Here is a 25,844-nt window from a genome sequence, read left to right on the forward strand (position 1 = left end):
CTGCGCGTCCTGACGGATCTTTTTCCGCCTGGCTGCGTCAGCAAAACCTTGAAATAGGGTTCGCTATTCCTGCGGTTTTACTTCCTTGCCAGACGAAAAAATCTCTCGCCAGGCCGACAGGTTCATTTAATCAGCGGTTCCCTAGAGCGCGTTGACACATCCTACTATATTCCAAACAGATAGGCGGTATCCACTATGAGTCAGGAAATAAACGCGACCTACGCCAACTGCGTACCGGCCGATCCGTATTGCTTTGCCTTTTGTAAAGATGAGATTCTGATGAAACACACCGGCAGCGGCTTATGCGTCCCGCTTGCCAGCGACCTGGCGGACCTGTCGCTGCAAAAAGCCGCCACTCCCTCCCTGGGCCAGCTGGACGGACGGGCCTATTATGCGGCAACCGTCACGAAAGACCAGGCTCCCGACGGCTTTTCGTTCTTTGTTTTGCGCCGGCTGTATGGCCAAATCCACAATGAATGGTTCTGGCAGGCTTTCCGGGCCTATCACATCACCAACTGGCTGAAATCCACCCAGTTTTGCGGCCGCTGCGGCAGCCCGCTGAGTTTGGACAACCATGAACTGGCCATGAAATGCGCCAACTGTGGCAACATGATTTATCCCCGGCTTTCCCCGGCGATTATCGTAGCTGTAACGCGAGGCGACAAGCTTTTACTGGCCCGCAATCGTATGCGCCCCGAACTTTACAGCGTTATCGCCGGCTTTGTTGAGCCTGGCGAAACACTGGAGGACTGCGTCCAACGGGAACTGATGGAAGAAGTCGGCGTCAAGGTCACCGACATCACTTATTTTGGCAGTCAACCCTGGCCCTTCCCCGATTCACTGATGATCGGCTTTACTGCTAAGGCGGTATCGGATAGCATCCGCATCGATAACAATGAAATCATCGAGGCCGCCTGGTTTTCGGCCGACCAACTACCGGCCATCCCCCCCAGCGTCAGCATCGGCCGGCGTTTGATCGACTGGTTTGCCAACAATAACCAAAAAGGCAAATTTTAATCAATCGCACGCCGTTTTCCAACCAACTAAAAAAAACGATTTCTGTCTGAAGCTCTTTTATCTTCAGAATACAGGAATCGTTTTTTTATTTTTGCGCATCCTACTATGTAGGCAATCAGTATTTCGTTACAGATTTATTTTCCTGGCATTAAGAATTTCTTCACCTGAAACACTAAGGAAACACTGATTTATTTGCACTGCGGTTTTGACGGCTTTTTTCAGTCTGGCGGCTTCCAGCAAAGTCTCGAAGTGGCCAGACGAAATAATTGCTAGTCATGCCGACAGGCTGATAATCAGCGGTTCCCTAATAAAATTCTGAAAGGGGAGAATTTCATGGAAAGAAACTCCAAGAAACGCATCCTGGGTCGCAAATACGGGAAATATGCAGCCGCAGTAGCCGGCGCGGCCGTATTGACAGGTGCCGCTCTGCCGGGATTGCCTGCCGCCCATGCTTTTGCCAGTCCAAAACCAATTCCAGCAGCTTCGGCCAGTTCCAGCAGCACGGATAAAAGCACCTACTCCACCAGAGACCATGATAAGACCTTCTACTCCACAGCGGATCATAACAGCAGAAGTTCCGACAGCACCAAGTATCGGGCCAGTGATTATCAATACCGCGGGGATAAAGCCGTCTACCGGGCCAGTGATTATGATTCCAACTCAGCCACCTATTCCACCCGCGACAATGACAGAACCCATTATTCAACCCGGGATCACGACAAAAGCGTCTGGAGCGAATACGGCGGCGGCTGGCACCGTCACAGACACAGCTGGCCCGGTTCGGATGAAAACCAGGGCCTCTATAAAGATGGGCGCGTTTATTACCGCAGCGACAACTATGGAAGCCATTATGCCTATACCCGCATAAATCCTATTGAGTTTGTCAAAGCACATGCTTCTGAATATGGTTTTGACAGCAGCCGTGATACCTTTTCCCTTCTTTCCCGGTCACGCGGTACTGCCGTAGTACAGGTAACCAAACATGACACTGGCGACCGGTATTCTGTATCGCTCGATAGAAGTGGCGATAGCAGCTGGAGTATCGCCGGCGTACGGGCTCTTGGCTAAGCCTAGTTTCTAAAAAGCTTTAAGGAATCACCGATTTATGAGCCTGCCGGTCTGACAAGAAATTTTACCACCTGGCAGTAAAATCCGAAGAAAAGTTGGACTATCTCAAGATTTTGCCAACCCAGGCAGGAAAAAAAACTCTGTCAGAACGTGCAGTGCAAATAAATCAGTGGTTCCTCAGGTATTTTATATCCAGGAGGTAATTTAATGAAACGCTATCCGGTTCCCTGCTTCATTTTCCTGCTCATAGCCCTGTTAGTCTTTGCCGGCTGCTCCCAAGCGCCGCAGCAAAAACCGATGGAGCAATCGACTACGCCGCAAACAACTCCGCAAGCTCAAACAGCACAACCTCAGGTCGATCAAGGCATGATCTCCATGATGGCCAACAACCCGACTATGATGCGGCAGCTTATGAACTCCACCGATGCCCGGCTCTCGATGACCAAAGTGATGAGCTCCAGTGACATGCAGCCTATGATGGTCGACATGTTCAAAGATCCTGCCATGCGTCAAAACCTGGTTCAGGTAATGAGCAATCCGGACATGCGGCCGGTTGTGGTGGACATGATGGCTGATCCGGCCATGAAAGATACCCTGAAAGCCGTTGCACAGGACCCCAAGGTCCGGCCCACCATCCAGGAAGCTATGAATATGAAACCCTAGGTACAGGAAGAAAAAAGAGATATTCGACTGTTTTACAGCGAATATCTCTTTCCTTTAATAATATTTAAAAATTATCGAGTTATCGTACCTTCCCAGGTATCGACCTTGGTACTGCTATCGGCTTCGGTAAACCAACGGGTAGTTACGCATTTTGCTTCGGTAAAGAAAGCTACGCCGTCTTTGCCCATGCAATGCAAATCGCCAAAAAAGGATTTCTTATGTCCCGAGAACGGAAATACCGAAATAGGAACAGGTATGCCCACATTGATTCCCACCATGCCACCATGGGTTCTCGCGGCAAATTCCCGGGCGTAATAGCCACTTTGCGTGAATATGCAGGATCCGTTGGCAAACGGATTGGCATTCATAACCGCCAGGCCGTGTTCAAAATTTTTCACCCGTTTGATGCATACTACAGGCCCGAAGATTTCACTGGTACCGATACTCATTTCATCGGTTACATGGTCAAAAATCGTAGGTCCAATATAAAAGCCTTCTTCATGGCCTTCCACTGTAATATTGCGTCCGTCCAGCAACAGCTTGGCGCCTTCGGCAACACCCTTGTCAATCCACTCCATTACCCTGGCCTTATGTTCCGCGGACACAACCGGTCCTAAAGCAGTTGCCGGATCATAAGCCGGACCCACCTTAATTTGACGGGCCGCTTCCAGTAAGTGCTCAATAAAAGCATCTGCCACCTGTTCTTCCACGCAAATTACCGGCAGAGCCATACAACGCTGACCGGCGCAGCCAAAGCCGGAATTAATAATCCGGGCCGCAGCCGATTTGAGCTGGGCGTCCTTCAGTACCAACCCATGGTTTTTCGCTTCGCAAAGGGCTTGTACCCGCTTACCGTGCGCTGCTGCTGTGGAATAGATATGCAAACCTACCGAAGTAGAGCCTACATAGCAAATCCCTACCACATCGGGATGCTTCAAAAGCAGTTCCGCTTCATTTCTGCTGCAGGTAACCAGATTTACTACCCCTTTGGGCAGCCCGGCCTCAATTAACAATTCCAGCATCCGTATCGCCGTTTGCGGCACCATGCTGGCTGCTTTAAGCACAAAGGTATTCCCTGTGGTGATGCAAAGCGGGATCATCCAGCCAAAGGGAATCATGGCCGGGAAATTATAGGGAACAATGCCGGCAAATACCCCGACCGGCTCCCGGTACATAACCGTATCATGGCCATGGGATACGTTCATCAGTGAATCACCCTGCATCAGCGTAGGTGTAGAGCAGGCCAGCTCCACTACTTCAATAGCTTTAAGCACATCGCCGCGGGCTTCATTCAAATTTTTTCCCAGTTCGGTAGCCACCAACAGAGTCAGTTCTTCCAGATGAGCATCCAAAATGGCCTTATAACGAAACATAATCTGCACCCGCACGCTGACCGGCGTCGTTGACCAGCCGGCATAAGCCGCCCTGGCGGCTGCCACGGCTTCATTCACTTCTTCAGCCGTGCAGCACGGTGCTTCAGCAATCACTTTCCCGGTATTTGAATCGGTTATCGGCATATATTTTTTTGTCGCCGATTCCTTCCATTCTCCGTTCACTCCATACTTCAATCGTTTTACTGCCATGTTATTCCCTCCATAATCATGTATATACTATACAACTGCGGCGATCTGTCTTTTTCAGGAAAAGCCTCGGCATGACCGCTCCACCTGCTTACAGTCGTCCCAACAGTATACCGCGAACACCTAAACGGCTAATTGTCCAGCCGCTCCTCCTTCAAACCTTAAGCCAGCCCTGTCACACTGTAAAAGGCCAGACAGAGTAACCCGATCACCGGTTTTAACAAAGTGAGCACGCCTACATCATAATATGACTCCTTATGCGTTAACCCGCATACAGCAAACAACGTAACCAACGCACCGGCATGGGGTACGGTATCAATCCCCTCCGAAGCCAGGCAGACAATCCGGTGCAATATATCCGGCGACATTCCGATCGAATTGGCCCAGGCCAGCCATTCCTTGCCCAGCATCCCCAGCGCAATGGTTAACCCGCCGGAAGCTGATCCGGTAATGCCTGTCATAATATTGGTCGTTATAACGGCTGACAGTAACGGTCCTGACCCTAATTGCACCGTAAGCAAGGCGTTTTTTATAACCTGAAAACCGGCCAGGCTTGCAATCACACTGCCATAAGCGTAGCCTGACGCTACATTGATGATCGCCATGACCGAAGACATGGCTCCTGCATTGACCGGCCGGATCATCCCGCCGCGCAGCCGGATTTTGGGGCGGCCAATCAGCATGGCCGACAGGATGCCGACCACCAACGCAACGTTAATCGACCAAATAGACTGTACCCGGTCAACCGCCGGACTTAACAGGGAAAGCTTTAATATTTTAAGCGGCTCCAAGCTGTCAGGATTCCAGTGATAAGCCCAGTTCCAGTAAAAAGGATTGCTCATCATTAGATTGATGACCACCACCAAGAGCAAGGGAACAAGGGAAACCAGCCAATGGGGCAGGTTCTCCGTTACCGCGGCCGGTTCATTTTTATGCTGCGTACCGTAGCCCTCGCCTTTAGCCGCCAGTTTTTTATGACGATAGCTAATCCAGCTCCAGCCAAGAACAAAGTAGCAAACGGAGCCCAACAGGCCGGTTCCTATTCCGGCCCAGGTAGTGGTGCCGAAAAAGGCGGTGGGAATGACATTTTGAATTTGTGGCGTCCCCGGCAGGGCAATCATGGCATAGGTAAAGATGCCCATCCATAAGGTTGCCGGCATCAGCCGTTTGGGAATGTCAGCTTCCTTAAACAAAACGGCGGCAAAGGGGTACATAACAAAAGCAACAACAAAGACGCTTAACCCACCGTATGTTAACACCCCGCAACCGATCAGCACAGCCAAAACAGCACGTTCTTTTCCCAGGGAGGAAACAATTTTGCCGGCCACAGCGGCCGCCATACCGCCTTCCTCCATGATTTTGGCAAACACGGCACCTAATAAAAAGACCGGGTAATAGGTTTTGATATATTCTGCCGCCTTGGTCATATAAATTTCACTGTATACCGGCATCGCTCCGTAATTGCTTCCCAAGGCGGCCAGAATGGCAAAGACGGGAGCTATGACAACAATGGAATACCCGCGGTAAGCAAAGAACATAAGCAAAAGCAAACTTATAAAAATCAGTATACCTTCCATATAATTCCTCTCATACTGATGCCTTATAGATTTGCTCTAATCGACTCAACCAGTTGCGAATACTGCGTCTCGCTAAGCCACATTTTATTTTCCGGCATCATTTCAAAGGTACTGCCCCAGGAGTAGCCATTCTCATATTTCGGCACGATGTGAAAGTGAAGATGCGCCAGGGTATCGGAATAGGCTCCGTAGTTAATCTTCTGGGGATTAAACACTTTCTGCACAGCCTTAGCAGCTTGGGCAAGATCTTGCATATATTGTGTGAATTCCTTAGGTTCCAGCTCGGTTAACCCGCCTTTATGCCCCTTAAAGGATAACAGGCACCTACCGCGATAGGTTTGTTCTTTAAACAGATATAAGGTTGACTGGGGCAGCTCGGCAATTTCAATCATTAAATCCTGCAGCCGCTGGTCCTTGGTGCAATGAAAACAAGTTGATTCATAGCTCATCGGTTTTCCTCCTGATTTTACCGGCAGGCCTGTCAGCCTATAGACCGGCAGGCAGCATGACCACGCCGCCTGCCCAGTCCACGTTTACCAGCCTATTTAGAATTCGCTGTGCCTGTACAGCCCGATTAGGTTTTTCCCATTTAGGCAAATCAGCTTCCTATTTTTCCCGCATACGTTCTTTGGTCTCCGGTACATACTTGCACCGGGCTCCACACCAACCATTCCGTTAGCAAAGAAGACAAAAAGAAAGTCACAAATAGCCTAAGAGGTCAGCACAGTGATACCCTATTACTTGCCAAGCAGTTCTCTTTCAATCCGTTCCCGGGCTTCCGGTGCCTGTTTGGCCATTTTTTCCGGATAGCCGAACAAGGATACGCAGGCAATGGATTCGCCGCCGACTTTAAAGGTTTTATTGGCAAATTTCATTTCCCGCAGGGTGCTAAAGATGCCGTCAAAATCAACTTCCCCTTCACCTAACCCCAAATGCTGATGAATAGTAGCGTGTATCCCCGGCGGATTTACAATATAACGGCAATCCATCGTCTGGTTCATGGTATCGGCAAACAGGACATGCGACAAATCATCCCCGGCATAAGTCAGCATGGACCGCACGTCACCTTTGCCTTGATCATAAAAGAAACCGTGCGGGGCTGAATATACATACTTCAAATGATCAGACCGGTAGGATTTCACAAGATCGCAGGTTTCATTATTAAGTTCGCAAAAATCATAAGGGTGAGACTGTATTTCCACCCGGATTCCTTCTTTTTCAAAGAGCGGCAGCAGCTCATCCACCGAGCGGAACCACATGCCGTTGCAAATTTCCTGCTGACTGGGATCACCGGACAGTTCGGTATTGATAACCTGAACGCCCATATTTACGGCAATTTCTACTATTTTTTTCCAGTTAGCCACCGCCATTTTGCGCTGCTCTTCCGTAGGCCCGGACCAGCGGTAAACCACAATAAAGGAAGATATCTCAACCCCGGTTTCAGCCAGTGCTTTGCGGTATTCCGCCTCACACTCTCTGGAGAATAACGGATGCTTATAGAACGGATTAATCCGCGGATGCGGTGATTGCTCAATATACTTATAACCCCAATCGGCAACCTGATGAACCATGTCACGGATGCTCATCTGCTTAGCCAGCACGTCAACATCAAAAGCAATTTTCATAAAGTTCCTCCTCGCTCCGGTCCTTTATAAAAGAAGGACGCGGCTACATTTTTACCGGTTAAAATAATCCGTATGCTGTTGACTGTCTCTAATAAGCGCTTTCTTTATCAGATTCCTATCTTTTCCTTTAGATATTTCCGGGCTTTCACGGCGTACTCAAAGGGATTGGCCAGCGCAGGGTCCTGTTCGGCCTCAACCAGCAGCCAGCCTTCGTAATCATTTTGCGCCAACAGCTTGCATAGCGGCACAAAATCAATGCAGCCATCGCCCGGTACGGTAAAAGCTCCGGCCCGAACGCCCTGGAGAAAGCTAAGCTTTTCCTGTTTGACCTTATTTCTTATTTCAGGCCGTATATCCTTAAGATGCACGTGTTTGATGCGCTTTACGTATTTTTCCAAAATAGCGATCGGGTTTTCACCGGAATAGACTAAATGGCCGGTATCAAACAAAAGATACACTAAATTGTCATCGGTCAACTTCATCAACCGGTCTATTTCTTCCGTAGTCTGCACCACCGTTCCCATGTGATGGTGATACACCAGCTTCATGCCCTTCGCTTTGGCTAAGGCACCTAAGCGGTTCAGCCCTTCGGCGAACGACGACCAGGCCGCATCGCTCAAGTAATGTTTTCCCTCAAATATGGGTATATCTTTTCCCTGAATGCTATAGCCCTGTTCCGATACGACAACTACACCGGCTCCCATAGCGTGCAGAAAATCTCGGTGGGCAATAAAAGCCTTTTCGGTTTCTTCATAAGGCTGGGTGGTCAAATAAGAACTAAACCAGGCGCTGGCAATCTGCAAGCCGCGCAGAGAAAGCGCTTTGTGCAAAGCCTCGACATCCTTGGGATATTTACCGCCCACTTCCGTCCCGGTAAAACCGGCTAAAGCCATCTCACTGATACACTGCTCAAAGGTATTTTCCTTCCCAAGCTCCGGCATATCGTCATTGGTCCAGGCAATTGGCGCAATGCCCAGCTTAACCTTCTCCCGATTGAACATATTGTTTCCTCCCCAATTCATCAGTTCTTTCTATAGCACGGGTTGCTGGCTACAAGATTATCCTAAGGTAAAATACCGCCCAACCACGGCTTGGGTGGTGTTCTTGCCGATTTTGATGGCATCCTCAATAGCAAGCTCATAATATTCCGGACGGAATAATTCAACCGATACCATATCAGAATAACCGATATCTTTTAAGGTTTGTAAAATAGCATCCAGGTCAATGGCTCCCTGGCCTGGCCATAACCTGTCCTCGTCCGTCAGGCTGCCAATGGGAAAGTCCTCGGTATCGTCAATGTGCAGGATAAAAATTTTAGACCCCTCGGCTTGCCGCAGATCTTCTATTCTTGAACCCATGGCATGGAAATGGAAGCAATCCAGCACCAAGCCCACATTATCCCGGTCTACCGTCTTTACGATGTCATAAGCCTGGCCGAATGTATTAATGGTACACTGCGGATGTCCGACAAATTCAACGGCCAAACGGATGCCATAGGGTTTTGCAATAGCGGCCAATTCCCGTAATACGGTTACGGAACTTTCCTTTATTTGCGTTTTCGTAAACTTTTCCGGACCTACCAGCGGCACAACCACGATGTTCTTGCAGCCAATTTTCTGCCCCGCTTCACACAGGTACTGCAATTCTTCTTTTATTTCCTTATACCCGGCCTCATCCCGGTTATTAAAAAACACCAGGGCATTAAAGGCAAACGGTTTGATATGGCTTTTGGCAAAATAGCCGGCCAGATCATCCAGGCTATGGGTTTGTAAATAATCCTTCAATTTATCCATCGTCCGGATTTCAATATAATCGTACCCGTTTTTTTCACACAGCTCCAAATCGGTCACCAAGGATGACTTTTTCATCGTTGTCGCCTGGTTAAAACACAATTTCATTTACTTTCTCCCCCTATCATATTAGTCCGGCGTCAGGCACCGGCCGTATACAGAACTCATTCGTCAGTAGTTTTCCAACTGTTAAGAAAGCAACCATTTTGTAAACTATTCGATCGTCTTTAGTTAAAACTTCAGCTTGCTTACTCAGGAGACCAAATGGCAGCATCCGGCTTCAGTAACCAGGTATGCGCTTCATCGTTAATCCGGTCGGTCCAGGGATTACCGGGCAAATGACGGATCATCCAACAATAATACATGGCATAGCCCGGTGCGGTTACCTGCGGATGGACCAGTCCACCCGTTATTAGGGAAAAACTGTTATGCTTAATCTTGAACACATCTTCGCCGATCATTGAGAAACCAAAGCCCTGCGGTTTATCGAAGCGGTAAAAGTATACTTCCGGCTGCGGATGGTGATGCGGTATATAGCTGGACCATCGCCCCGGATAGTTAATAACCTCACCGACGACTAAATTAGAGTAAGGCGCGTTGGAATAATCAAACACCGTCCGGACAATCCTAAGCGCCGTTTCGTTCCATACACCCTTGCCAAATTGATCACAGCGGCAGTCTTCCGGTCTATACAGCTTGCTGTCAAAGGCGGTTTCATTCTTGGTTTTCTGCACAATCATCTCGCAATCGCTGATTGCCAGGATTTCCACTTCCGTATTCCGGGGAATATGAAGGCACCAGGGGCTTTCGTCGAACAAAGAATGTCTTTCTATAATTTGTTCTTTGCCTTCCCAGCTAATAGCCAGTTTGCCGGATAACAGCAAAAATGCCGTCTCCTGCTCACTGTCTAAAAACACCTCCGTATCCTCTGCCTTCCAGGAACATAAGCCAATATCCATCAGCATGTTATGCTGTCTATTGGCCGCTTCCGTTATCGTATTATACCCATGCTTAACACCGTTCAAATAACCAATCACTCTACATCATCTCTCCATCTAATTTCTGTAATGACCTTCTCAGTCCGTTCGGCAATAAATTTTTGAATATCCGCCGCTTTAGGCATCGCCGCCGAACAACTATGGCTGGCTACCACCATCGATGCGGAAGCCGTGGCAAATTCCAACGCCTTGGGGACATCCCAATTCTCCAAAAGTCCGTAGATAAAGGCAGACGCGTAGGCATCGCCGCCGCCGAATGATTTTAACAGCTTAATGGAGAAGGAATCGACTTTATACGCCCGCCGGTCGTTGCAATAGGCAATCGAGCCTTTTTTCCCGTATTTGATGATCGCAATTTTATTGCCATAGCCTAAATATTGTTCCGCCAGTTGATGGCCTTTGACGGTATTTTCTGCCTCCAGAATTTCCATCAGGTCAAATTCTTCGCGGGAGCCGATAATAATATCGCTCATTTTACCGGCCAGCGAGTAGTAGACAGAGATTTCTTCTTTGGATTTCCAGGTATAACTGCGGTAGTCAATATCAAAGATAACGATAGTTCCGTGTTTTTTGGCATATTTCATGGCTAGGAAGCAGGCTTCCCGGGACGGGCTGGTTGCCAAGGCTGTACCTGAGATTAACAGGATTTTTGAGTTTTTAATGTATTCTTCGGACACGTCCTCCGTCGATAGCTGCAGGTCGGCCACTTGGTTGCGGTACATCAGGATGCGGCTTTCGGTCGGACTGAGTATTTCCGTGAAGGTCAATCCGAGAGACTCGCCATTTTGGGCTGCCGAAAGCTGCGAGGTGTCGACGCCTTCTTTTTGGAAATAACCTTTGATGAATTGGCCAAATTGGTCATTCGATACTTTGCCCAGGAAACCGACTTTTTTTCCTAACCGGGCCATGCCTACGGCGATATTGGCCGGTGATCCGCCCAGGTACATGGAAAAGGTGGCTACTTCGTACAGCGGTCGGTGTAGCTCGTTGGGGTTAAGGTCAATGGTTGCTCTGCCTACGGGGATTATGTCCATAGGTTTTGTGGCATCAAACTGGATGTGATTCATGTCCGGGTTCCTCCTTTATTTACACTGGTTGTTACTGCCGAAAATGCAGATATGTTCTTTGACATTTTCGTACGTTGCCTGCCGTATGGCGTCATGAAGCTGGAAGTAGGTAACTCCCTGGTTATCCGAGAATATCGCATACATCCGTTTTACGATGCTTTGAAATGAGGCTGTGGCAATATTTACTTTGGAAACACCATGAGTAATGGCTCTTCTAAAGTCGCCGGCTAACAGGCCGGAACCGCCATGCAGCACCAGCGGCACGGCGACCTGGTCATGAATTTCCTGCAACCGGTCAAACCGCAGGTTAGGCTCGACCTTATATTCTCCGTGGGCCGTACCGATGGCTACCGCCAGGGCGTGGACCTGAGTCTCGGCGTAGAAGCGTTTTGCGTCTTCTACCGAGGTGATCATGATTTCCACACCGGCATAGTCGCCTTCACTGCCGCCGACCTTGCCAATCTCGGCTTCTACCGAAGCGCCGAATTCCGCCGCCAGGGTCATAACTTTCCTGGTTGTCTCTATGTTTTGGTCCAGGGGACCATGGGAGCCGTCAAACATGACCGAAGAGAAGCCAAGTTCCAACGCCTGCTTGATCAAAGCAAGATCAAAGCCATGGTCGTAGTGCACGGCTACCGGAACTTTTGCCGCTTTGGCCGCGGCTACCATCACCGGGCCAATGAGCGGCAGGGGGGAATACCTCAAACGGCCCTCCGCCACTTGAAGGATGATCGGCGAGTTAAGTTCTTCCGCCGCTTCTATGGCTCCCATAACCATTTCCATGTTCGCCACGTTGAAAGCGCCAATGCCATACCGCCCGGCTTTTGCTTGTTTTAGTATTTGCTCCAGTGTAACTAAAGACATCTTCCTCCTCCTTTTCTGAGCGCCACTTTATGTTGAATATTTTGTACGGCTTACCATAATTGTTTGTATATTTCCATGATTTGTTCTTTTGTCGGTATTCTAAAGGTGTTGGCCGGGCTGCCGCTGTCCAGGGCATCTTCCGCCATTTTGTTTAGATTCTTGTAAAACTCTTCTTTATCTATTTTTAATTCCTGGACGGAAGGAACCCCCAGATCCCTGCAAAAATCTGCTACCGCTTCGATAAGCCGGCCAGCCGCTTCCTCCACTTTCGCATCAGGCGAACACAGGTTTATCGTCTTGGCAATTTCAGCAAATCTTCTCGTATTTCCCGGCACGGCAAATTCCAGACATTTGGTAAGCAGAATGGCATTGGACAAGCCATGAGGTACGTGAAACAAAGCGCCAATCGGACGGCTCAGCCCATGCACCAGGGTAACCGAGGAATTATTAAAGGCAATACCGGCTTCCAAGGCGGCCAGCGACATTTGATACCGCGCCTCCACATTACCGCCGTCTTTATAGACTACCTTCAAATTATGATAAATACGTTTGACTGCCGACAAGGCAAACACATCGGATAAAGGCTGCGCCTGCCGGGACGAATAGGCCTCAATGGCATGGGTCAAAGCGTCAATCCCGGTAGCCACGGTCACTTTAGGCGGTGTCGTCAGGCTAAAGGCCGGGTCAACCACAGCCAACTGGGGCATCAACGCCGGGCCGCGCAACAGCATTTTTACATCCTTTTGGGTATCTGTGATGATCGTAAACTGAGTAGCCTCCGACCCGGTTCCTGCCGTTGTCGGCACAGCCACGAGATAGGGAATCGGCGTGGTAATCACTTTTTTCAGATAAGAGCTGATTTCCCCGCCATTGACCGACATGAAGCCAATGGCCTTCGCTGCATCAATCGGACTCCCGCCCCCCAGGGCAATAATAAAATCACATTGCTCGGAGTTAAACAGTTGAACACCCTTTTTAACCATTTCATCGGTAGGTTCACTGTTTACTTCCGCATACAAACAATAATCAATCCCGGCTTCTTCCAATACGGTGGTTACCTTTTGGGAATTGCCGATTTGCACCATCATGGCATCAGTCACAAGCAGTGCCTTGGTTCCCTTGCCGCCAATATGCTCTTTCAACTGGCCGATTGCCCCTATTCCTGATAAAACTTTAGGTGGCATAAGAAATATTTGATTCAACCTACTCACTCCCTGTCCATCATTGACTTTTTTCATTTTTGAGTAATTCTTGGTTATATTTTGATTACAATATACTACGCAATTATAATGTCTGTCAATTACCTTTTAGATTTTAATAATAATTTATTTACTTGTTGGCAAATACACATAATCAATTAAAGAAATAATCAAAAAATCACCAAAAGTTCATAGCATACACTTGTGCCTTTGTGCATAATCCTTTATAATTAAATTTAATAGATTGATAAGCGAGGCAAAAACAATGAAATTCAATAGAATTAATGAAATTGAAAAATATGTACAAGAAGTTGAAAACGTATCCTTAGACCACTTATGCGATATGTTTAAAGTCTCTAAGAATACCATTCGCCGCGATATCGCCGAATTAGAAAAAAAGGGTTTGATCAAAAAGGTCTATGGCGGTATTACCATAAACTCTAAGAAGAACGTGGAAGTATTTGAATCCCGTGAAATTGCCAATCAGGATGCAAAAGAACTTATCGGTAAACTGGCCGGCGATCTTGTCGAAAACGGTGATGTCATTTTTATTGATTCCGGTACTACTACGAAACATATTATCCCCTTCCTTAAGGACAAGGAAAATATAACCATCATAACCCCAAATCTTCATGTCATCGTAGCCGCTTTATTCATGCCCAATTTGCGGGTTATTTCCACCGGCGGCGAACTGTTCCGGGAGGCCTACTCTTTCACCGGCACATCGGCCATCCGTTCCATCGAAAATTACAACATTACCAAAGCCTTTCTGGCATCGACCGGCATATCCCTGACCAGAGGAGCAACCAACATTTCTCCGTTAGAATCGGAGACTAAAAAACATATTATGGCCAACAGTGCCGTAAAGGTGTTATTGATTGATCACACCAAGATTAACATCGCCGCTTTAATGACTTACGCGAAACTGGAGGAGTTTGATTATTTTGTTTCCGATCAGCTTCCGCCCGAAGAATATGTTGAATTTTTCCAATCCCATAACGTCGGTATTCTAACTCCTTGATTGGTAGCACTTCTTTTACTGTCAAAACATACTAAAAAAGCGCATGCAGCTTATTGCATGCGCTTTTTCCATTACTTTACTGTAAGAATCTGCTGTTTCCGTCATATTTCTGTCATAGTTTCCTGCTATGCTCCTTGTAGTACTGTGACAAGCCTAATAAGGATCATGACAAGTACTCTTACTATCCGGCTGCCGCAAGGAGAGTGATATTTCCATAGCATCCCGTAGATTTCCGGTTTATCTATTACGAGAGGAGCAGCAGCATGAAAAAACGTTTTGTCAGCGGTCTATTGCTCATTTGCCTGTTATCGGTAACAGCCGTACCTGTCACGCAGGCTTTTAGTTTAGGAGATATTTTGAAGGTCGGCGGCATCTCCGTCCTCATCAGCAAGTTTGCCGATCCGTTAAACAATTTCATTAATACACTGACCTTCAAGCATGGAGCCGGCAGCGATTTTGCCACGAAAGTCGTTCCCATTCTCTCCTTAGGCAACGGAGGCTACCTTGGCGCCGCACAGGTAATTGGCTCTCAGGAACTGGTCGATCAGACAGAAGCCGTCATTCAAATGGAAGGCGAATTTAACGGCCGCCAGTTCCGGGTAAAAGCGCTTGTCCCGGTTAATGCCAAAAGTGTCACCAATTTCTCCCGCGTAAATGGGGTAGGCGTCTCTGCCATTATCGACGTCAATATCTAGTCCTTGTGTCACTTAAATACATAGATCATCTTGCAGTTTTTTCCGTCCCACTTTGTTGTCGTCGCCTTACATAGGTCCGATAGGTGCGGTTTCTCCGCCTTGGAGGACGAAAAAATTCTGACAAGCCTTTCTTATGATTTAAGTGACGCAAAGTACCAGTACCTCATCTGCCAGACACATAAAATAAGACCGGTGCCGGTTCACCTTATTGGTAAACCGGCACCGGTCTTATTTAGGACTTATTTTTATTTACAATAATACCGCAATACCGCCATCCGCAGCATACTGCCGGCTAGCAAGAAACCTGCTGCAGCTTAAACACCTTGTTCAGATGGGTAATCTCAAACAGTTCCCGTACAGTTCCCTTCAGGCCCTGCAAAGTGACACTCCCGCCCGAACGCTGCGACAGCTTGTTGATGGCCATCAGCACGCCGATGCCTGAACTGTCAATATAATCCAGACTGCTCATATCAATAATATAGGTATTGTAACCGCGGCTGACATAATTGGACAGCTCCTGTCCCAACAGGGCAGCATGATCCTCATACATACAACCTTTCAGTTCCACCAGAATCCGCTCTTGCTGCACTTCAATCTGCCTGTCCAACAGCAATACCCCGCTTTCACTATTCATCCAGGTTTACACCGTTCAACTTGCCTGAATTTGGAGAATTTGGAAGACACTTTTACAAACTAATTTCTAAACAAAAGCGCCAGATTCCTGCTATATTCCTGAAAATTTTTAAATTTTTCTCCGACGTTAACTATATGCAGCAGATTAGTTGACAATCATTTGGACATGTCTTACACTTTTTTAGTAACTATCTTACTCAATTGCCCCGAATTTAGGAGGAATACAGCATGAATAAAAACAAACTAACCGATTTTATTTATGCGGCTATGTTCGCCGCCTTGATTAGTGTATTAGGGTTCCTTTCCATTCCCCTGCCCTTTAGCCCGGTTCCTGTTACCGGCCAATCTCTGGGGGTTATGCTGGCCGGCAGCATATTGACAGCACGTCAGGCCAATCTGGCCCTGTTGACCTTTCTGCTGCTCGGCGTTGCCGGCGTACCCGTCTTTGCCGGCGGCACCGCAGGTGTCGGCATCTTGCTCGGTCCCCGCGGCGGATATCTGCTGGGTTTTTGGGCAGCAGCCATCCTGATTGCCTTCATGCGGCGCCAAAACGGTAAGCTGTGGCATCTGGCGGCCGCCAATATCGCCGGCGGAATCGGTCTTGTTTATATTCTGGGCGTATGCTGGCTAAGCACGGTTACCGGTATGCCTTTAGCCAAGGCCATAACCGTAGGTGCCCTGCCATACATCCCAGGCGATCTGTTCAAAGTAATTATCGCCACCCTGGTGGGTTCCGCCGTTGCCAGGCATTTACCCGGAGCTAAGGCAACATCATGAATACCGTCTATCTCATTGGCGGCTGCCGAACTCCCATCGGCAAGACAGGCGGCAGACTAAAACAGTTTCTGCCGGAGAAACTGGCTGCTGCCGTATTACATAACACACTTGCTGCCTATCATTTATCACCGGCCGCCATCAACCAAGTTATTTTAGGAAACGCTGTAGGCCCTGGCGGCAATATCGCCAGGGTTTCTGTGCTGGAGGCCGGCTGGCCCTATGCCATCCCCGCCTTGACCGTAGATGCTCAGTGCGGCTCCGGCCTGAGTGCCATTCATTTGGCTTGCAGCCAAATCCGCGCCGGCGAGGCCGACCTGATTCTGGCCGGCGGCCTGGAAAGTACCAGCCTGGCTCCCAAAAGGCAGTTCCATCCTGCCGATCCGCGTTTCACAGGCCCTGATGACTTTTATGAACAGGCCCCCTTTTCACCACCTACGGTCGGCAATCCTTCCGTAGGAGAAGCGGCAGAAAATCTGGCGGAGCAACTGAACATTTCCCGGGAAGCTATGGATCGCTGGGCCTGGGAAAGCCATCAGAAGGCCGCCCGCACCCAGAGCAAAAGACTGCTAGCCGACATCATCGTTCCCGTCAACCAAAAAGACCAGCTCATCCGGGACGATGAATGCATTCGTCCGTCCTTAACCCCGCGCCTGCTTGCCAGAATGCCGGCGGTATTTCGACCGGACGGCCGTATTACCGCCGGCAATACCTGTCTAAAACATGACGGCGCCGCCGTCATCCTGTTAGCTTCCGAACAGGCGTTACGCAATTACCGGTTAAAGCCGCAGGCCGTCCTGACGGCTCATGCTACCTGCGGCTATGATCCCAACCTCTTTCCTTTATCCCCGGTGGCCGCTATAGGAAAGTTACTGGCCGCCAGCGGCCTGCCGCTGGAAGCCATTGATTCGGTGGAAATCAACGAAGCCTTTGCCGTCAAAATACTGGCCTGTTGCCAGGCACTTGACCTGCCCCTGGAAAAAGTAAACCGTCTGGGCGGCGCCTTGGCCTACGGCCATCCTTACGGGGCCTCGGGGGCTATTATCTTGCTGCATCTGGTAAAGGCACTGCAGCAAACCGAGGGGCGCTACGGCATTGCCGCCATCGGAGCGGTCGGCGGTCTGGGCACGGCCACCCTGCTGGAAAGGTGCTGATGGCTATGCTAATTCATCGTTTTCTCTGCTCACCGCTTTCATTTCCCGATAAACCTTGTCTGATCTGGGGCAGCCAACACCTGACTTACCGGCAGTTGGCGGAACAGACCGACGAAATGGCCCGTTGTCTGGCAACGCAAATTAAGCCCAAAGAGGTCGTGCTAATCAAGCTGGCCCGCCCCCTGGAACAATTGCTTTATTTTTTTGCCATTATCAAGGCGGGAGGAATTTGTCTGCTGGCCGACGCCGCTACCAGTGATGAATTATGCGCCCGTTTACTACATTCTCAGAACATTCACCTTTGCATTGACAGCCACTACAGACTGCCAGCAACACAGGCCGGCAGCCTGCCCCGAATCCTGCCGCAGGACTGTTTCCTGGGTGCGCTCAGCTCCGGCACCACAGGCACCCCTAAGATCATTTGGCGCAGCCACGCAAGCTGGGTCAGTGCTTTCGCCGCCCAGAGCCGGATATTTAAATTAAGCGGTGCTGCCACACTCTACCTGGCCGGTTCGCTTGTCTATACGGCCAACCTGAACGCCTGCCTCCACCTGCTGACGGAAGGCGGCACCGTCGTCTTTGCTTCGTCAGGTATGCCGCGCACCTGGGTACAGGAAATCACCGATTGTCAAATCAGCGCTTTATTTATGGTGCCGGCCAATTACAAACGGCTGCTCCACGCGCTAAACGCTCCGCTGACAGCCATCACATCGTTGGTGACGGCAGGCGCCAAAATGGACCTAGCGACGTTAGAACGCCTGCTGATCTATTTTCCGTCAGCCCAAATCTGCGAATATTATGGCGCCAGTGAGCTTGGCCATATAAGCTATCTGCTGGCGGAAGATATCCTTGCCCATCCGACAGCAGTAGGCAAAGCGTTCCCCGGTGTAACCATTACCATCAGGGCAGATCAGACTATTTGGGTCAAAAGCCCCTATCTTGCTCCCGCTTATCAGCCGGAAGCCTCGGTCGGCGACCTGGGCGAATTGGATGAAAACGGCTTTCTCTATCTATGGGGGAGAAAAAACGGACTCATCAATACCGGCGGCGTCAAGGTCATCCCGGAGCAGGTGGAGCAGGTGCTGCTCACCTGTCCCGGCATTGTTCAGGCCTGTGTCGCCGGTGTTAGCGACGCCTTGCGGGGGGAAAAGATCTATGCCTGGCTGGTGGCGCCGTCACTGACGACAGCCCAGGTACTTGATTTTTGCCACAGGCAACTGCTGCCCCACTGCCACCCACAGCGGATTATCTTTGTCCCGGAAATGCCGCTGACGACAACCGGCAAAATCGACCGCCTGCGTTTAAAAAACATGTAGATATGATAGTTTTCTTCATCGACTTTCTAACGCCTATCACTTTGCGCCATAGCAAAAGTATATCTATACTGTTTAGTTAAAACCTTATATGATCTAAACGAGAAGCCTTTCCGGCCTATTACGGAAAAAAGCGGTCCACAGGATGCTGACAGAGGAACGTTTCGAACAATTCGGAAACACGCCCTAACGCCCAATGCACGGAGGCTTTTCCGGTCCGTTACGGAAAAAGACGTGCCGTAGGCTGGAAAGCCCCACCTTTCCAAGTCTTTTGGAGTGTCGGACCTAGATTTTTTGGATACTTTGTATCATGACAAAAGTATCGGGCAAAGTTTTAAGAAAACCGACCGATTATCAGAACAAAAAATCTAACAGCAACAAAGATAAAAGTCCCGCCGGCCAATATATGGCCAGGCGGGACTCTCCTATTCTACTCAAACCGCAATGCATCAATGGGATCAAGCAGCGCGGCTTTGCGCGCCGGGTAGATGCCGAAAAACAGACCGATCATCACCGAAACTCCAAAAGCGGCCGCAATGGCCAGGACGGAAATAACGGTATTCCAGCCGGCAACCATGGACACAATTTTGGCGCTGGCCACCCCAAGTCCGATCCCAACCAATCCACCGGCCACACTGATCACGATGGCTTCAATCAAAAACTGCATCAAGATGCTTCGATAGGTAGCGCCCAGCGATTTGCGGATACCGATCTCCCTGGTACGCTCGGTAACCGACACCAGCATGATGTTCATGATGCCGATGCCGCCCACCAGCAGCGATATGGAGGCAATAATGCCCAGCAGCAAGGTAATCATCCCTGTGGTTTCCTGGGCCGTAGCCATAATCGCCGCCAAATTGCGCACCGAAAAATCATCGTCTACGCCGGCGGCCAGATGATGCCGGGTCCGCAGCAATGCAGTAACATCTTCCTGCACTTTATCAATAACCTTCTCATTTTCCACCTGAATACTGATGGAGTTTACATAGGTAATCCCGATCATACGATCCTGAGCGGTGGTCAACGGCACCAGAATCAAATCATCCTGGTCCTGCCCCATAGACGACTGCCCTTTGGTCGCCAATACCCCGATCACCCGGAACGGGGCGCTGCCGATACGGATAGTCTTGCCCACCGGACTGACATTGCCAAACAGATTGGTAGCTACCGTGTTGCCCAGTACAGCTACCCGGGCCCGGGAATTGTCGTCGCTGGTATTAAAAAAGCTGCCCGCCGCCACCGTATAGTTACGTATGTCCAAAAACTCCGGTGTTGTCCCCTGTACGCTGGTTTTCCAGTTTTGATTGCCGTAAACAATTTGATACTGTTGACTTACGGTAGGAGCTACATAACTTACCCCGGAGATTTCCCGGGCAATAGCTTTAGCGTCCTGATTGGTCAGCGTGATATTCGAGCCGGCCGCCAGGCGCACTCCGCCGGACGGCGAGTTAGCTCCCGGCATGACAATGAGCAGATTGCTGCCCAGGCTGGCAATTGAACTTTGTACCTTCTGCTGGACGCCGAGGCCGATGGAAACCATGGCGATTACGGCGCCAACACCGATAATAATGCCCAGCATAGTGAGAATGGAGCGGAGCTTATTGGTCTTCAATCCTTCAAAGGCAATAGAAACACTTTCCCAGAACATGCTCCCACCCCCTAATTGCATTCATCTCTGGTAATATTTCCATCCCGGACATGGATCACCCGTTTGGCATAGGCGGCAATGTCCGGTTCATGGGTTACCATGATAATCGTACGGCCCTGCTCATGTAACCGGCAAAAAATATCCATAATCTCCAGGCTGGATTTGGTATCCAAATTGCCTGTCGGTTCGTCGGCAATAACAATGGCCGGATCGTTAATCAGCGCCCTGGCAATGGCAACCCTCTGCCGCTGTCCACCGGACAGTTCAGTCGGCAGATGATGTTTACGTTCTTCCAGCCCCACACGAGCCAGGGCCTGTGCCGCCTTTTCCAGGCGCTGCGTCTTTTCGACACCGGCATATACCAACGGCAATGCTACATTCTGCAAAGCCGACAGTTTGGTCAGCAAGTTAAAATTCTGAAATACAAACCCTATTTTCTTATTGCGGGTCCAGGCCAATTGGTCGTCACTTAAAGCGGCCACTTCCTGCCCATCCAGCCGGTAGGAGCCACTGGTCGGGCGGTCAAGGCAGCCAAGAATATTCATCAAAGTCGATTTTCCCGAACCCGAAGGGCCGGTGATGGCGGCAAACTCCCCTTCAGCAATCGATAAGCTAACGCCTGCCAATGCGTACACTGTCGAATCACCCATCACATAGGTTTTGGTAACATCCGTTAAATCAATCATGTTTTAGCCCTCCTTATAGCGGAGGTCCCTGATGCTGATTCTGAGTTTTGGTGATAGCGGCTTTGGCAGCAGGTATAACCACTTGGGCCCCTTCCTGGAGTCCGCTTATAATTTCGCTATGCTGATCATCGCTTAAACCAACTTGTACCGGCACATCTTCCACTTTGCCATTGACCATGACCTGTACATATTTTTGCCCGCCATTATCCTTCACCGCCGCCAGCGGCACAAGCATGGCATTGGTGCTTTGACCGGTAATAATATTTACTCTGGCAGTCATCGTCGGATATAGCAGCCCCTGGGTCTGATCTACATCCACATAGACAGGATAGTAAACGACATTGGACGAAGTGGTCGCACTTTTGGAAATACTGGTCACTTTGCCGTTAAAGGTCGTATCGGTATAGGCATCGACTGTAAACGTCACATTCTGCCCCACCTTGATCTTGCCAATATCCGTTTCATCGACCAGCACTTTGATTTGCATTTTAGACATATCCGCTACAGTCATGATGACCTGCGGACTGGAAATACCCTGGGCCACAGTTTGGCCGGCCGGGGTCGGTTTACCGACAACCACGCCGTCAATGGGAGATTTGATTACATAATAATCAAGTTGCGCCGCGTAATTGTTGTAGGTTGACTGGGCCACTAAGTAATTGGTCCGCTCCGCCTCCAGCTCCTGAGTGGATAAACCACCTACGGAAGCCAGCTTTTTGCCGCGTTCATAAATGGCTGCGTAATTTTGCAGTTGTGCCTGGTATTGCGACAATTGCGCCCGCAAGGTCGTATCATCCAGGACAAGCAATACCTGACCGGCTTTTACCAGATCGTTCTCCTGCACCTTCATTTCAGAAATCAACCCTGTTACCCGTGAACTAATCTCTACCGAATTAACCGCCGATATGGTGCCAGTAGCTGAAACCGTCTCTTGTACGTCGCCACGGCTCACTGCCGTCGTGCTTTCTTTAACCACCGGCGTACTGCTCTTTTGATAGTAAACCGCGCCGCCGGCTGCCGCAGCAGCCAGTACGGCCACAACCACAATCCATGTTTTATGTTTCGTTAAGGGCTTCCAACTTATTTGCATAGTATAATCCTCGCTTAAAAATTGTATAAAAAACCGCGATGAAAAACATCTGTCCCTCTCGCCTTTTCCCGCTCCTTTCCGCCATTTTGACACGTTACCTTCTATCGACTTTTACTGCCATTTGTGTTACACTATCTCTGAAAATATTCACTATTGCGAAATATCCATGATTCTATATCTTTAATAATTGTTTATTATATCTTATCCTCTCCCCTATCTCAGTGTCAATCTTAGCAACAAATGTAAAATATGCTACAGGAGGGAATTTCTTGGATTACCGTCAAACTGCGGAAACCTTATTTCATTTGATCCCCCTGCTTGAAAAAAATTTCGTCCGGCCGGTCATGCAGCAGAGCAGGCTCCCGCTCAGCCCGGCACAGATACGGGTGCTGGTAAGATTGAGTGATAAAAAGGGCACCACCATGACCTCCCTGGCCAAAGAGCTGGTTATGTCCAAACAACAAATGACCCCGATTGTTGACAAACTGGTGGCGGAAAACCTGGTGAAACGTGAACCGGACATGGAAGATCGCCGGATCATTCACATCGTACTTACCGCCGCTGGATACGAAATGCGGGAAAAATGCAAAGTGGAAACACTTGCCATCCTGCAGGAAAAGTTATCCGGCCTGAACGATGAGGACTTGACCGCCCTGCATATCGCCCTTACTGATTTATATGCCGTCATTCATAAAATACCATAACGGGATGACGGTATCAGCATACACGACAATCTTTTATTTTTCTTTAATCAAATAAAAAGAGATATCCGCGTCCTCATCGGCCGAATATCTCCTTTTTTATTGCTAAAGCCAGTAAACATCCCAAAGAGGAGGAACTAACACCATGCTGAATATTAAAATTCTCGGTTCTCAGTGCGCCGTCAGCGACTATTATCAGGAAGTCGTGGAAAAAACAGCGCAGGAGCTTGGCCTTGCCTATAGGATTGAAAAAATAGAAGCCGAGGATATCCTCCAGCGGGAATATAATGTCTATGTTGGCTGTCTCATCGGCTATTGCCCCGGCTGCAACCACGCGCCCCGCGACAGCGTCAGCGACCGGTACACACCGGCTCTGGTGCTCAACGGAAAGCTGGTACTGCATAGCCGGTTTCCCGACGAAAGCGAGTTTCGCAAGCTGCTCGCCGAGTTTTCCTAGTCCCCGCCAACTTTGAAACAGGGGCCGCTATTCCTGCAAAATTTCGCGTGCCCTTTGGGGGGTATAATTCGTCCGGCGCAGAAATCACTCGCCATGGTGCATTCCGTTAGTTTGAAGACACAGTTTAGGATTCCATCGCCTTTTTCAGACTAACGGCATAAGCCTCCACCTTTTTAAACCAAGCCGTTTTCCCCAGGGAAAGCAGCAGCAGCGCTGACCAAATAGAGGCAAACGTTACCGCATGCACGGCGGTAAACTGTTCGTGATATAAAAAGACTCCGATAAGCAAGGCAATGGTCGGCGACAAATACTGGACAAAGCTCAGTACCGTAAGTGACAGGCGATTAGCGCTATTGGCAAACAATAGCAGCGGAATAGCGGTAATAATACCAGTACCCGCCAGCAGGACCGCCGTGGTGGAAAAGCCGGTCAAACCGGTTGTTGCACCGCCTTGGTGAAAATAGAATAAATAGAAAAGCGCCGGCGGCGTCACCAGGCAGGTCTCCAGCGTCAGCCCGGCAACAGCCGTAACCTTGGCCAGTTTTTTGCACAGGCCATACAACCCGAAGGAAAGTGCCAGCGCCAAGGCCACCCAGGGAACGGTGCCGATATGAACAGCCATGAACATAACCCCGGCCAAAGCCAGCAAAGCAGAGATCATCTGCCAGAAGCTCAACCGCTCCTTCAAGACAACAATGGCCAGAAAAATACTGACCAGCGGATTGATGTAATAACCCAGACTGGTCTCAATAATCCGGTCATGATTGACCGCCCAAATATAGGTCAGCCAATTCAGGCTGATCAGGACAGAACCGGAGGCAAGGGCCAGCCATCGCTTAGTGTCACTGAAAATCTCCCTGCATTCCGCTATAAACTGCCCGCCGCGGTTAACACAAACCACCACAAGCATCATAAAGATAAAAGACCAGACAATACGGTGAGCCAGTATGGTATAGGCCGGAACGTCCAGCAGCAGCCGCCAGTAGATGGGTAAAATTCCCCACAGTACATAGGAGCCGACGGCGGACGCCAGGCCGGAAAATGTTTGATTCATAATCAAAGGTTACCTTTCTAAAAAGAATTAAGGTTTTTTTTAAAATCTAGGGAGCCGCTGATTTAATGAGCCTGTCAGCCAGACGGAAAAAGATCCGCCAGGCTGTGCAGTGTGAATTAATCAGTGGTTCCCTAGGGGGTTATGAGATGAATAGGCGTACCGTTAATGAAAGCCTGCAGCGTTTCCAAATGAACGGCCAGCATGCTGGCAATGGCTTCTTCGGTAAACCAGCCGATATGCGGTGTGATTAACACATTTTTATGGCGCAGCAGACGCTGATTCAGCGCATAGGTCTCCAGTTGGGCGCCGGTCAGCTCCGGTGTAAGCAGACGGCTGTCCTGGCAGAGCTTTTCTTCCTCCAGAACGTCCAAAGCAACACCCCGCAAGATGCCCTCTTCCAGTCCCCACAGCAGCGCCCTGGTATCGCAGATTTCGCCGCGCGAGGTATTGATCAGCACAGCCCCCGGTTTGCAGTGGCTTATTTTATCCTGATTGAATAGATGAAAGGTTTCCGGGCTGGCTGCCAGGTGCAGCGACAGAATATCACTTTCAGCCAGTACTGTAGCCAAATCGGCGTAGGCAAACCCTAGCCGCTCCGCTTCATCGGTTCTTTGCCGGCGGCTATAGGCCAGCACCCTCATGCCAAAGGCGTTAGCCAGTTCAATTACTTTCAGCCCGATTTTCCCGGTGCCGATAATGCCCAGTGTTTTGCCGCGCAGCGTTCTGCCGCGCAGCCCCTGCCAGGAGAAGTTATTATCCCTGGCCTGTAAAAAAGCCGTGTGAGCGTGCCGCAGCAACATCAGCATGAGCGCAACCGTGTGCTCGGCTACCGCATCGTCACTGTAGCCTGGTGTATTGGCGACCAGAATGCCCTGCCTGGCGCAAGCCCTGACATCGACATTAACAAAACCGGTGCAGCCCAGCGCAATCAGCCTGGTGCCGGTCAGTTGCTCTATGATCTTTTCCGTTACCGGTGAGTAATTAATCACCGAGATAATTTCACAGTCCTTTATTGCCGGGATATGCTGCTGTCCCAGAGTTTCCGCATAGAATAGCAATTCAACGCCCGGCAGATTGCGGCTATAAAATTCTTTGCGTTTTTTATCGCATTCGAAAAAAGCGATTTTCCTAACAGTCAAACCTGCCACCCTCTTTCTTCCAACCCCAGAT

The 25,844-nt window shown here is 49.5% G+C and carries 26 protein-coding genes; 10 read left to right on the forward strand and 16 right to left on the reverse strand.

The features are described 5' to 3' along the window. The first annotated feature begins 195 nt into the window (after positions 1–195). From nudC to BMW43_RS04090, 3 genes are all read left to right on the forward strand, one after another. Positions 196–1,017 carry an NAD(+) diphosphatase gene (gene nudC / locus BMW43_RS04080; protein WP_091744131.1) on the forward strand — a complete coding sequence of 274 codons (822 nt, stop codon included), beginning with the start codon at positions 196–198 and terminating at the stop codon, positions 1,015–1,017. A gap of 333 nt (positions 1,018–1,350) precedes the next feature. After that, positions 1,351–2,085 carry a hypothetical protein gene (locus BMW43_RS04085; RefSeq protein WP_091744132.1) on the forward strand — a complete coding sequence of 245 codons (735 nt, stop codon included), beginning with the start codon at positions 1,351–1,353 and terminating at the stop codon, positions 2,083–2,085. A gap of 207 nt (positions 2,086–2,292) precedes the next feature. Continuing rightward, positions 2,293–2,748 carry a hypothetical protein gene (locus BMW43_RS04090; protein WP_091744133.1) on the forward strand — a complete coding sequence of 152 codons (456 nt, stop codon included), beginning with the start codon at positions 2,293–2,295 and terminating at the stop codon, positions 2,746–2,748. 71 nt (positions 2,749–2,819) lie between these two features. Here BMW43_RS04090 and BMW43_RS04095 read toward each other — a convergent pair whose 3' ends face one another. The 10 genes from BMW43_RS04095 to BMW43_RS04140 form a co-directional block, all read right to left on the reverse strand. Beyond that, positions 2,820–4,331 carry a CoA-acylating methylmalonate-semialdehyde dehydrogenase gene (locus tag BMW43_RS04095; protein WP_091744134.1) on the reverse strand — a complete coding sequence of 504 codons (1,512 nt, stop codon included), beginning with the start codon at positions 4,329–4,331 and terminating at the stop codon, positions 2,820–2,822. A gap of 158 nt (positions 4,332–4,489) precedes the next feature. Then, positions 4,490–5,905, reverse strand: a complete 1,416-nt coding sequence (locus tag BMW43_RS04100; RefSeq protein ID WP_091744135.1) for a GntP family permease — start codon at positions 5,903–5,905, stop codon at positions 4,490–4,492. Between the two features lie 23 nt (positions 5,906–5,928). Continuing rightward, entirely contained in the window at positions 5,929–6,354 is a 426-nt protein-coding gene (locus BMW43_RS04105) for an HIT family protein (protein ID WP_091744136.1), read from the reverse strand. Between the two features lie 288 nt (positions 6,355–6,642). Beyond that, positions 6,643–7,530 (reverse strand): sugar phosphate isomerase/epimerase family protein, encoded by an 888-nt coding sequence (locus BMW43_RS04110; RefSeq protein ID WP_091744137.1) that lies wholly within the window; start codon positions 7,528–7,530, stop codon positions 6,643–6,645. Positions 7,531–7,637: 107 nt separating this feature from the next. Beyond that, the gene (gene iolE, locus BMW43_RS04115; protein ID WP_091744138.1) at positions 7,638–8,531 is read right to left on the reverse strand and encodes a myo-inosose-2 dehydratase; all 894 of its coding nucleotides are present in this window, start codon (positions 8,529–8,531) and stop codon (positions 7,638–7,640) included. 57 nt (positions 8,532–8,588) lie between these two features. Further along, entirely contained in the window at positions 8,589–9,428 is an 840-nt protein-coding gene (locus tag BMW43_RS04120; protein ID WP_091744139.1) for a sugar phosphate isomerase/epimerase family protein, read from the reverse strand. A 140-nt stretch (positions 9,429–9,568) separates the two neighbouring features. Continuing rightward, on the reverse strand, positions 9,569–10,357 hold the full coding sequence (locus BMW43_RS04125; RefSeq protein WP_091744140.1) for a 5-deoxy-glucuronate isomerase: 789 nt from the start codon (positions 10,355–10,357) through the stop codon (positions 9,569–9,571). Beyond that, a complete protein-coding gene (iolC, locus tag BMW43_RS04130; protein ID WP_091744141.1) occupies positions 10,354–11,385 on the reverse strand; it encodes a 5-dehydro-2-deoxygluconokinase in 1,032 nt (343 codons plus the stop codon). The genes BMW43_RS04125 and iolC overlap by 4 nt, the downstream gene beginning before the upstream one ends. Before the next feature lie 15 nt (positions 11,386–11,400). Beyond that, complete coding sequence (locus tag BMW43_RS04135) at positions 11,401–12,249, reverse strand: class II fructose-bisphosphate aldolase (RefSeq protein WP_091744142.1); 849 nt, start codon at positions 12,247–12,249, stop codon at positions 11,401–11,403. 50 nt (positions 12,250–12,299) lie between these two features. Next, a complete protein-coding gene (locus tag BMW43_RS04140; protein WP_439331446.1) occupies positions 12,300–13,460 on the reverse strand; it encodes an iron-containing alcohol dehydrogenase in 1,161 nt (386 codons plus the stop codon). Between the two features lie 253 nt (positions 13,461–13,713). Between BMW43_RS04140 and BMW43_RS04145 the strand changes: the two genes are divergently transcribed. Both BMW43_RS04145 and BMW43_RS04150 read left to right on the forward strand, forming a co-directional pair. Further along, positions 13,714–14,469, forward strand: a complete 756-nt coding sequence (locus tag BMW43_RS04145; protein WP_091744144.1) for a DeoR/GlpR family DNA-binding transcription regulator — start codon at positions 13,714–13,716, stop codon at positions 14,467–14,469. Between the two features lie 263 nt (positions 14,470–14,732). Then, positions 14,733–15,164: a hypothetical protein gene (locus tag BMW43_RS04150; protein ID WP_091744145.1), complete on the forward strand. Its 432-nt coding sequence runs from the start codon at positions 14,733–14,735 to the stop codon at positions 15,162–15,164. 292 nt (positions 15,165–15,456) lie between these two features. On the opposite strand, the gene BMW43_RS04155 is transcribed toward BMW43_RS04150, so the two are convergent. Continuing rightward, positions 15,457–15,798: an STAS domain-containing protein gene (locus tag BMW43_RS04155; protein ID WP_091744146.1), complete on the reverse strand. Its 342-nt coding sequence runs from the start codon at positions 15,796–15,798 to the stop codon at positions 15,457–15,459. 227 nt (positions 15,799–16,025) lie between these two features. Here BMW43_RS04155 and BMW43_RS04160 point away from each other — a divergent pair, with 227 nt between their 5' ends. From BMW43_RS04160 to BMW43_RS04170, 3 genes are read left to right on the forward strand one after another with little or no spacing between them, the layout of a single operon-like run. Continuing rightward, entirely contained in the window at positions 16,026–16,574 is a 549-nt protein-coding gene (locus BMW43_RS04160; RefSeq protein ID WP_091744147.1) for a biotin transporter BioY, read from the forward strand. Further along, entirely contained in the window at positions 16,571–17,725 is a 1,155-nt protein-coding gene (locus tag BMW43_RS04165; RefSeq protein WP_091744148.1) for a thiolase family protein, read from the forward strand. The genes BMW43_RS04160 and BMW43_RS04165 overlap by 4 nt, the downstream gene beginning before the upstream one ends. A 5-nt stretch (positions 17,726–17,730) precedes the next feature. Beyond that, entirely contained in the window at positions 17,731–19,041 is a 1,311-nt protein-coding gene (locus BMW43_RS04170) for a class I adenylate-forming enzyme family protein (protein WP_091744242.1), read from the forward strand. A 427-nt stretch (positions 19,042–19,468) separates the two neighbouring features. On the opposite strand, the gene BMW43_RS04175 is transcribed toward BMW43_RS04170, so the two are convergent. The 3 genes from BMW43_RS04175 to BMW43_RS04185 are packed head-to-tail and all read right to left on the reverse strand — an operon-like array spanning position 19,469 to position 22,462. Continuing rightward, a complete protein-coding gene (locus BMW43_RS04175) occupies positions 19,469–20,686 on the reverse strand; it encodes an ABC transporter permease (RefSeq protein WP_091744149.1) in 1,218 nt (405 codons plus the stop codon). Between the two features lie 11 nt (positions 20,687–20,697). Further along, positions 20,698–21,372 carry an ABC transporter ATP-binding protein gene (locus tag BMW43_RS04180; protein ID WP_091744150.1) on the reverse strand — a complete coding sequence of 225 codons (675 nt, stop codon included), beginning with the start codon at positions 21,370–21,372 and terminating at the stop codon, positions 20,698–20,700. 13 nt (positions 21,373–21,385) lie between these two features. Continuing rightward, positions 21,386–22,462 (reverse strand): efflux RND transporter periplasmic adaptor subunit, encoded by a 1,077-nt coding sequence (locus tag BMW43_RS04185; protein WP_091744151.1) that lies wholly within the window; start codon positions 22,460–22,462, stop codon positions 21,386–21,388. A gap of 269 nt (positions 22,463–22,731) precedes the next feature. Between BMW43_RS04185 and BMW43_RS04190 the strand changes: the two genes are divergently transcribed. Both BMW43_RS04190 and BMW43_RS04195 read left to right on the forward strand, forming a co-directional pair. Beyond that, positions 22,732–23,166 carry a MarR family winged helix-turn-helix transcriptional regulator gene (locus BMW43_RS04190; RefSeq protein WP_091744152.1) on the forward strand — a complete coding sequence of 145 codons (435 nt, stop codon included), beginning with the start codon at positions 22,732–22,734 and terminating at the stop codon, positions 23,164–23,166. Between the two features lie 142 nt (positions 23,167–23,308). After that, positions 23,309–23,620, forward strand: coding sequence for a thioredoxin domain-containing protein (locus BMW43_RS04195; protein WP_091744153.1), 312 nt, complete (start codon positions 23,309–23,311; stop codon positions 23,618–23,620). A 124-nt stretch (positions 23,621–23,744) separates the two neighbouring features. Here the strand turns inward: BMW43_RS04195 and rarD are convergent, their stop codons facing one another. Further along, the gene (gene rarD / locus BMW43_RS04200; RefSeq protein WP_091744154.1) at positions 23,745–24,674 is read right to left on the reverse strand and encodes an EamA family transporter RarD; all 930 of its coding nucleotides are present in this window, start codon (positions 24,672–24,674) and stop codon (positions 23,745–23,747) included. Between the two features lie 131 nt (positions 24,675–24,805). After that, complete coding sequence (locus BMW43_RS04205) at positions 24,806–25,813, reverse strand: 2-hydroxyacid dehydrogenase (RefSeq protein ID WP_177173457.1); 1,008 nt, start codon at positions 25,811–25,813, stop codon at positions 24,806–24,808. Positions 25,814–25,844 lie beyond the last annotated feature (31 nt).

This window comes from Propionispora vibrioides, from assembly GCF_900110485.1.
Lineage (GTDB): Bacteria > Bacillota > Negativicutes > Propionisporales > Propionisporaceae > Propionispora > Propionispora vibrioides.

What these genes read in the sequence shown, in the direction of transcription:
- BMW43_RS04135 (WP_091744142.1), bottom strand. Translation starts at nt 12,249, where the DNA reads ATGTCTTTAGTTACACTGGAGCAAATACTAAAACAAGCAAAAGCCGGG.
- BMW43_RS04180 (WP_091744150.1), bottom strand. Translation starts at nt 21,372, where the DNA reads ATGATTGATTTAACGGATGTTACCAAAACCTATGTGATGGGTGATTCG.
- BMW43_RS04100 (WP_091744135.1), bottom strand. Translation starts at nt 5,905, where the DNA reads ATGGAAGGTATACTGATTTTTATAAGTTTGCTTTTGCTTATGTTCTTT.
- BMW43_RS04110 (WP_091744137.1), bottom strand. Translation starts at nt 7,530, where the DNA reads ATGAAAATTGCTTTTGATGTTGACGTGCTGGCTAAGCAGATGAGCATC.
- BMW43_RS04120 (WP_091744139.1), bottom strand. Translation starts at nt 9,428, where the DNA reads ATGAAATTGTGTTTTAACCAGGCGACAACGATGAAAAAGTCATCCTTG.
- BMW43_RS04095 (WP_091744134.1), bottom strand. Translation starts at nt 4,331, where the DNA reads ATGGCAGTAAAACGATTGAAGTATGGAGTGAACGGAGAATGGAAGGAA.
- BMW43_RS04090 (WP_091744133.1), top strand. Translation starts at nt 2,293, where the DNA reads ATGAAACGCTATCCGGTTCCCTGCTTCATTTTCCTGCTCATAGCCCTG.
- BMW43_RS04105 (WP_091744136.1), bottom strand. Translation starts at nt 6,354, where the DNA reads ATGAGCTATGAATCAACTTGTTTTCATTGCACCAAGGACCAGCGGCTG.
- BMW43_RS04165 (WP_091744148.1), top strand. Translation starts at nt 16,571, where the DNA reads ATGAATACCGTCTATCTCATTGGCGGCTGCCGAACTCCCATCGGCAAG.
- BMW43_RS04175 (WP_091744149.1), bottom strand. Translation starts at nt 20,686, where the DNA reads ATGTTCTGGGAAAGTGTTTCTATTGCCTTTGAAGGATTGAAGACCAAT.
- BMW43_RS04155 (WP_091744146.1), bottom strand. Translation starts at nt 15,798, where the DNA reads ATGAATAGTGAAAGCGGGGTATTGCTGTTGGACAGGCAGATTGAAGTG.
- BMW43_RS04170 (WP_091744242.1), top strand. Translation starts at nt 17,731, where the DNA reads ATGCTAATTCATCGTTTTCTCTGCTCACCGCTTTCATTTCCCGATAAA.
- BMW43_RS04085 (WP_091744132.1), top strand. Translation starts at nt 1,351, where the DNA reads ATGGAAAGAAACTCCAAGAAACGCATCCTGGGTCGCAAATACGGGAAA.
- iolC (WP_091744141.1), bottom strand. Translation starts at nt 11,385, where the DNA reads ATGAATCACATCCAGTTTGATGCCACAAAACCTATGGACATAATCCCC.
- BMW43_RS04195 (WP_091744153.1), top strand. Translation starts at nt 23,309, where the DNA reads ATGCTGAATATTAAAATTCTCGGTTCTCAGTGCGCCGTCAGCGACTAT.
- BMW43_RS04150 (WP_091744145.1), top strand. Translation starts at nt 14,733, where the DNA reads ATGAAAAAACGTTTTGTCAGCGGTCTATTGCTCATTTGCCTGTTATCG.
- BMW43_RS04160 (WP_091744147.1), top strand. Translation starts at nt 16,026, where the DNA reads ATGAATAAAAACAAACTAACCGATTTTATTTATGCGGCTATGTTCGCC.
- BMW43_RS04145 (WP_091744144.1), top strand. Translation starts at nt 13,714, where the DNA reads ATGAAATTCAATAGAATTAATGAAATTGAAAAATATGTACAAGAAGTT.
- rarD (WP_091744154.1), bottom strand. Translation starts at nt 24,674, where the DNA reads ATGAATCAAACATTTTCCGGCCTGGCGTCCGCCGTCGGCTCCTATGTA.
- BMW43_RS04185 (WP_091744151.1), bottom strand. Translation starts at nt 22,462, where the DNA reads ATGCAAATAAGTTGGAAGCCCTTAACGAAACATAAAACATGGATTGTG.
- iolE (WP_091744138.1), bottom strand. Translation starts at nt 8,531, where the DNA reads ATGTTCAATCGGGAGAAGGTTAAGCTGGGCATTGCGCCAATTGCCTGG.
- nudC (WP_091744131.1), top strand. Translation starts at nt 196, where the DNA reads ATGAGTCAGGAAATAAACGCGACCTACGCCAACTGCGTACCGGCCGAT.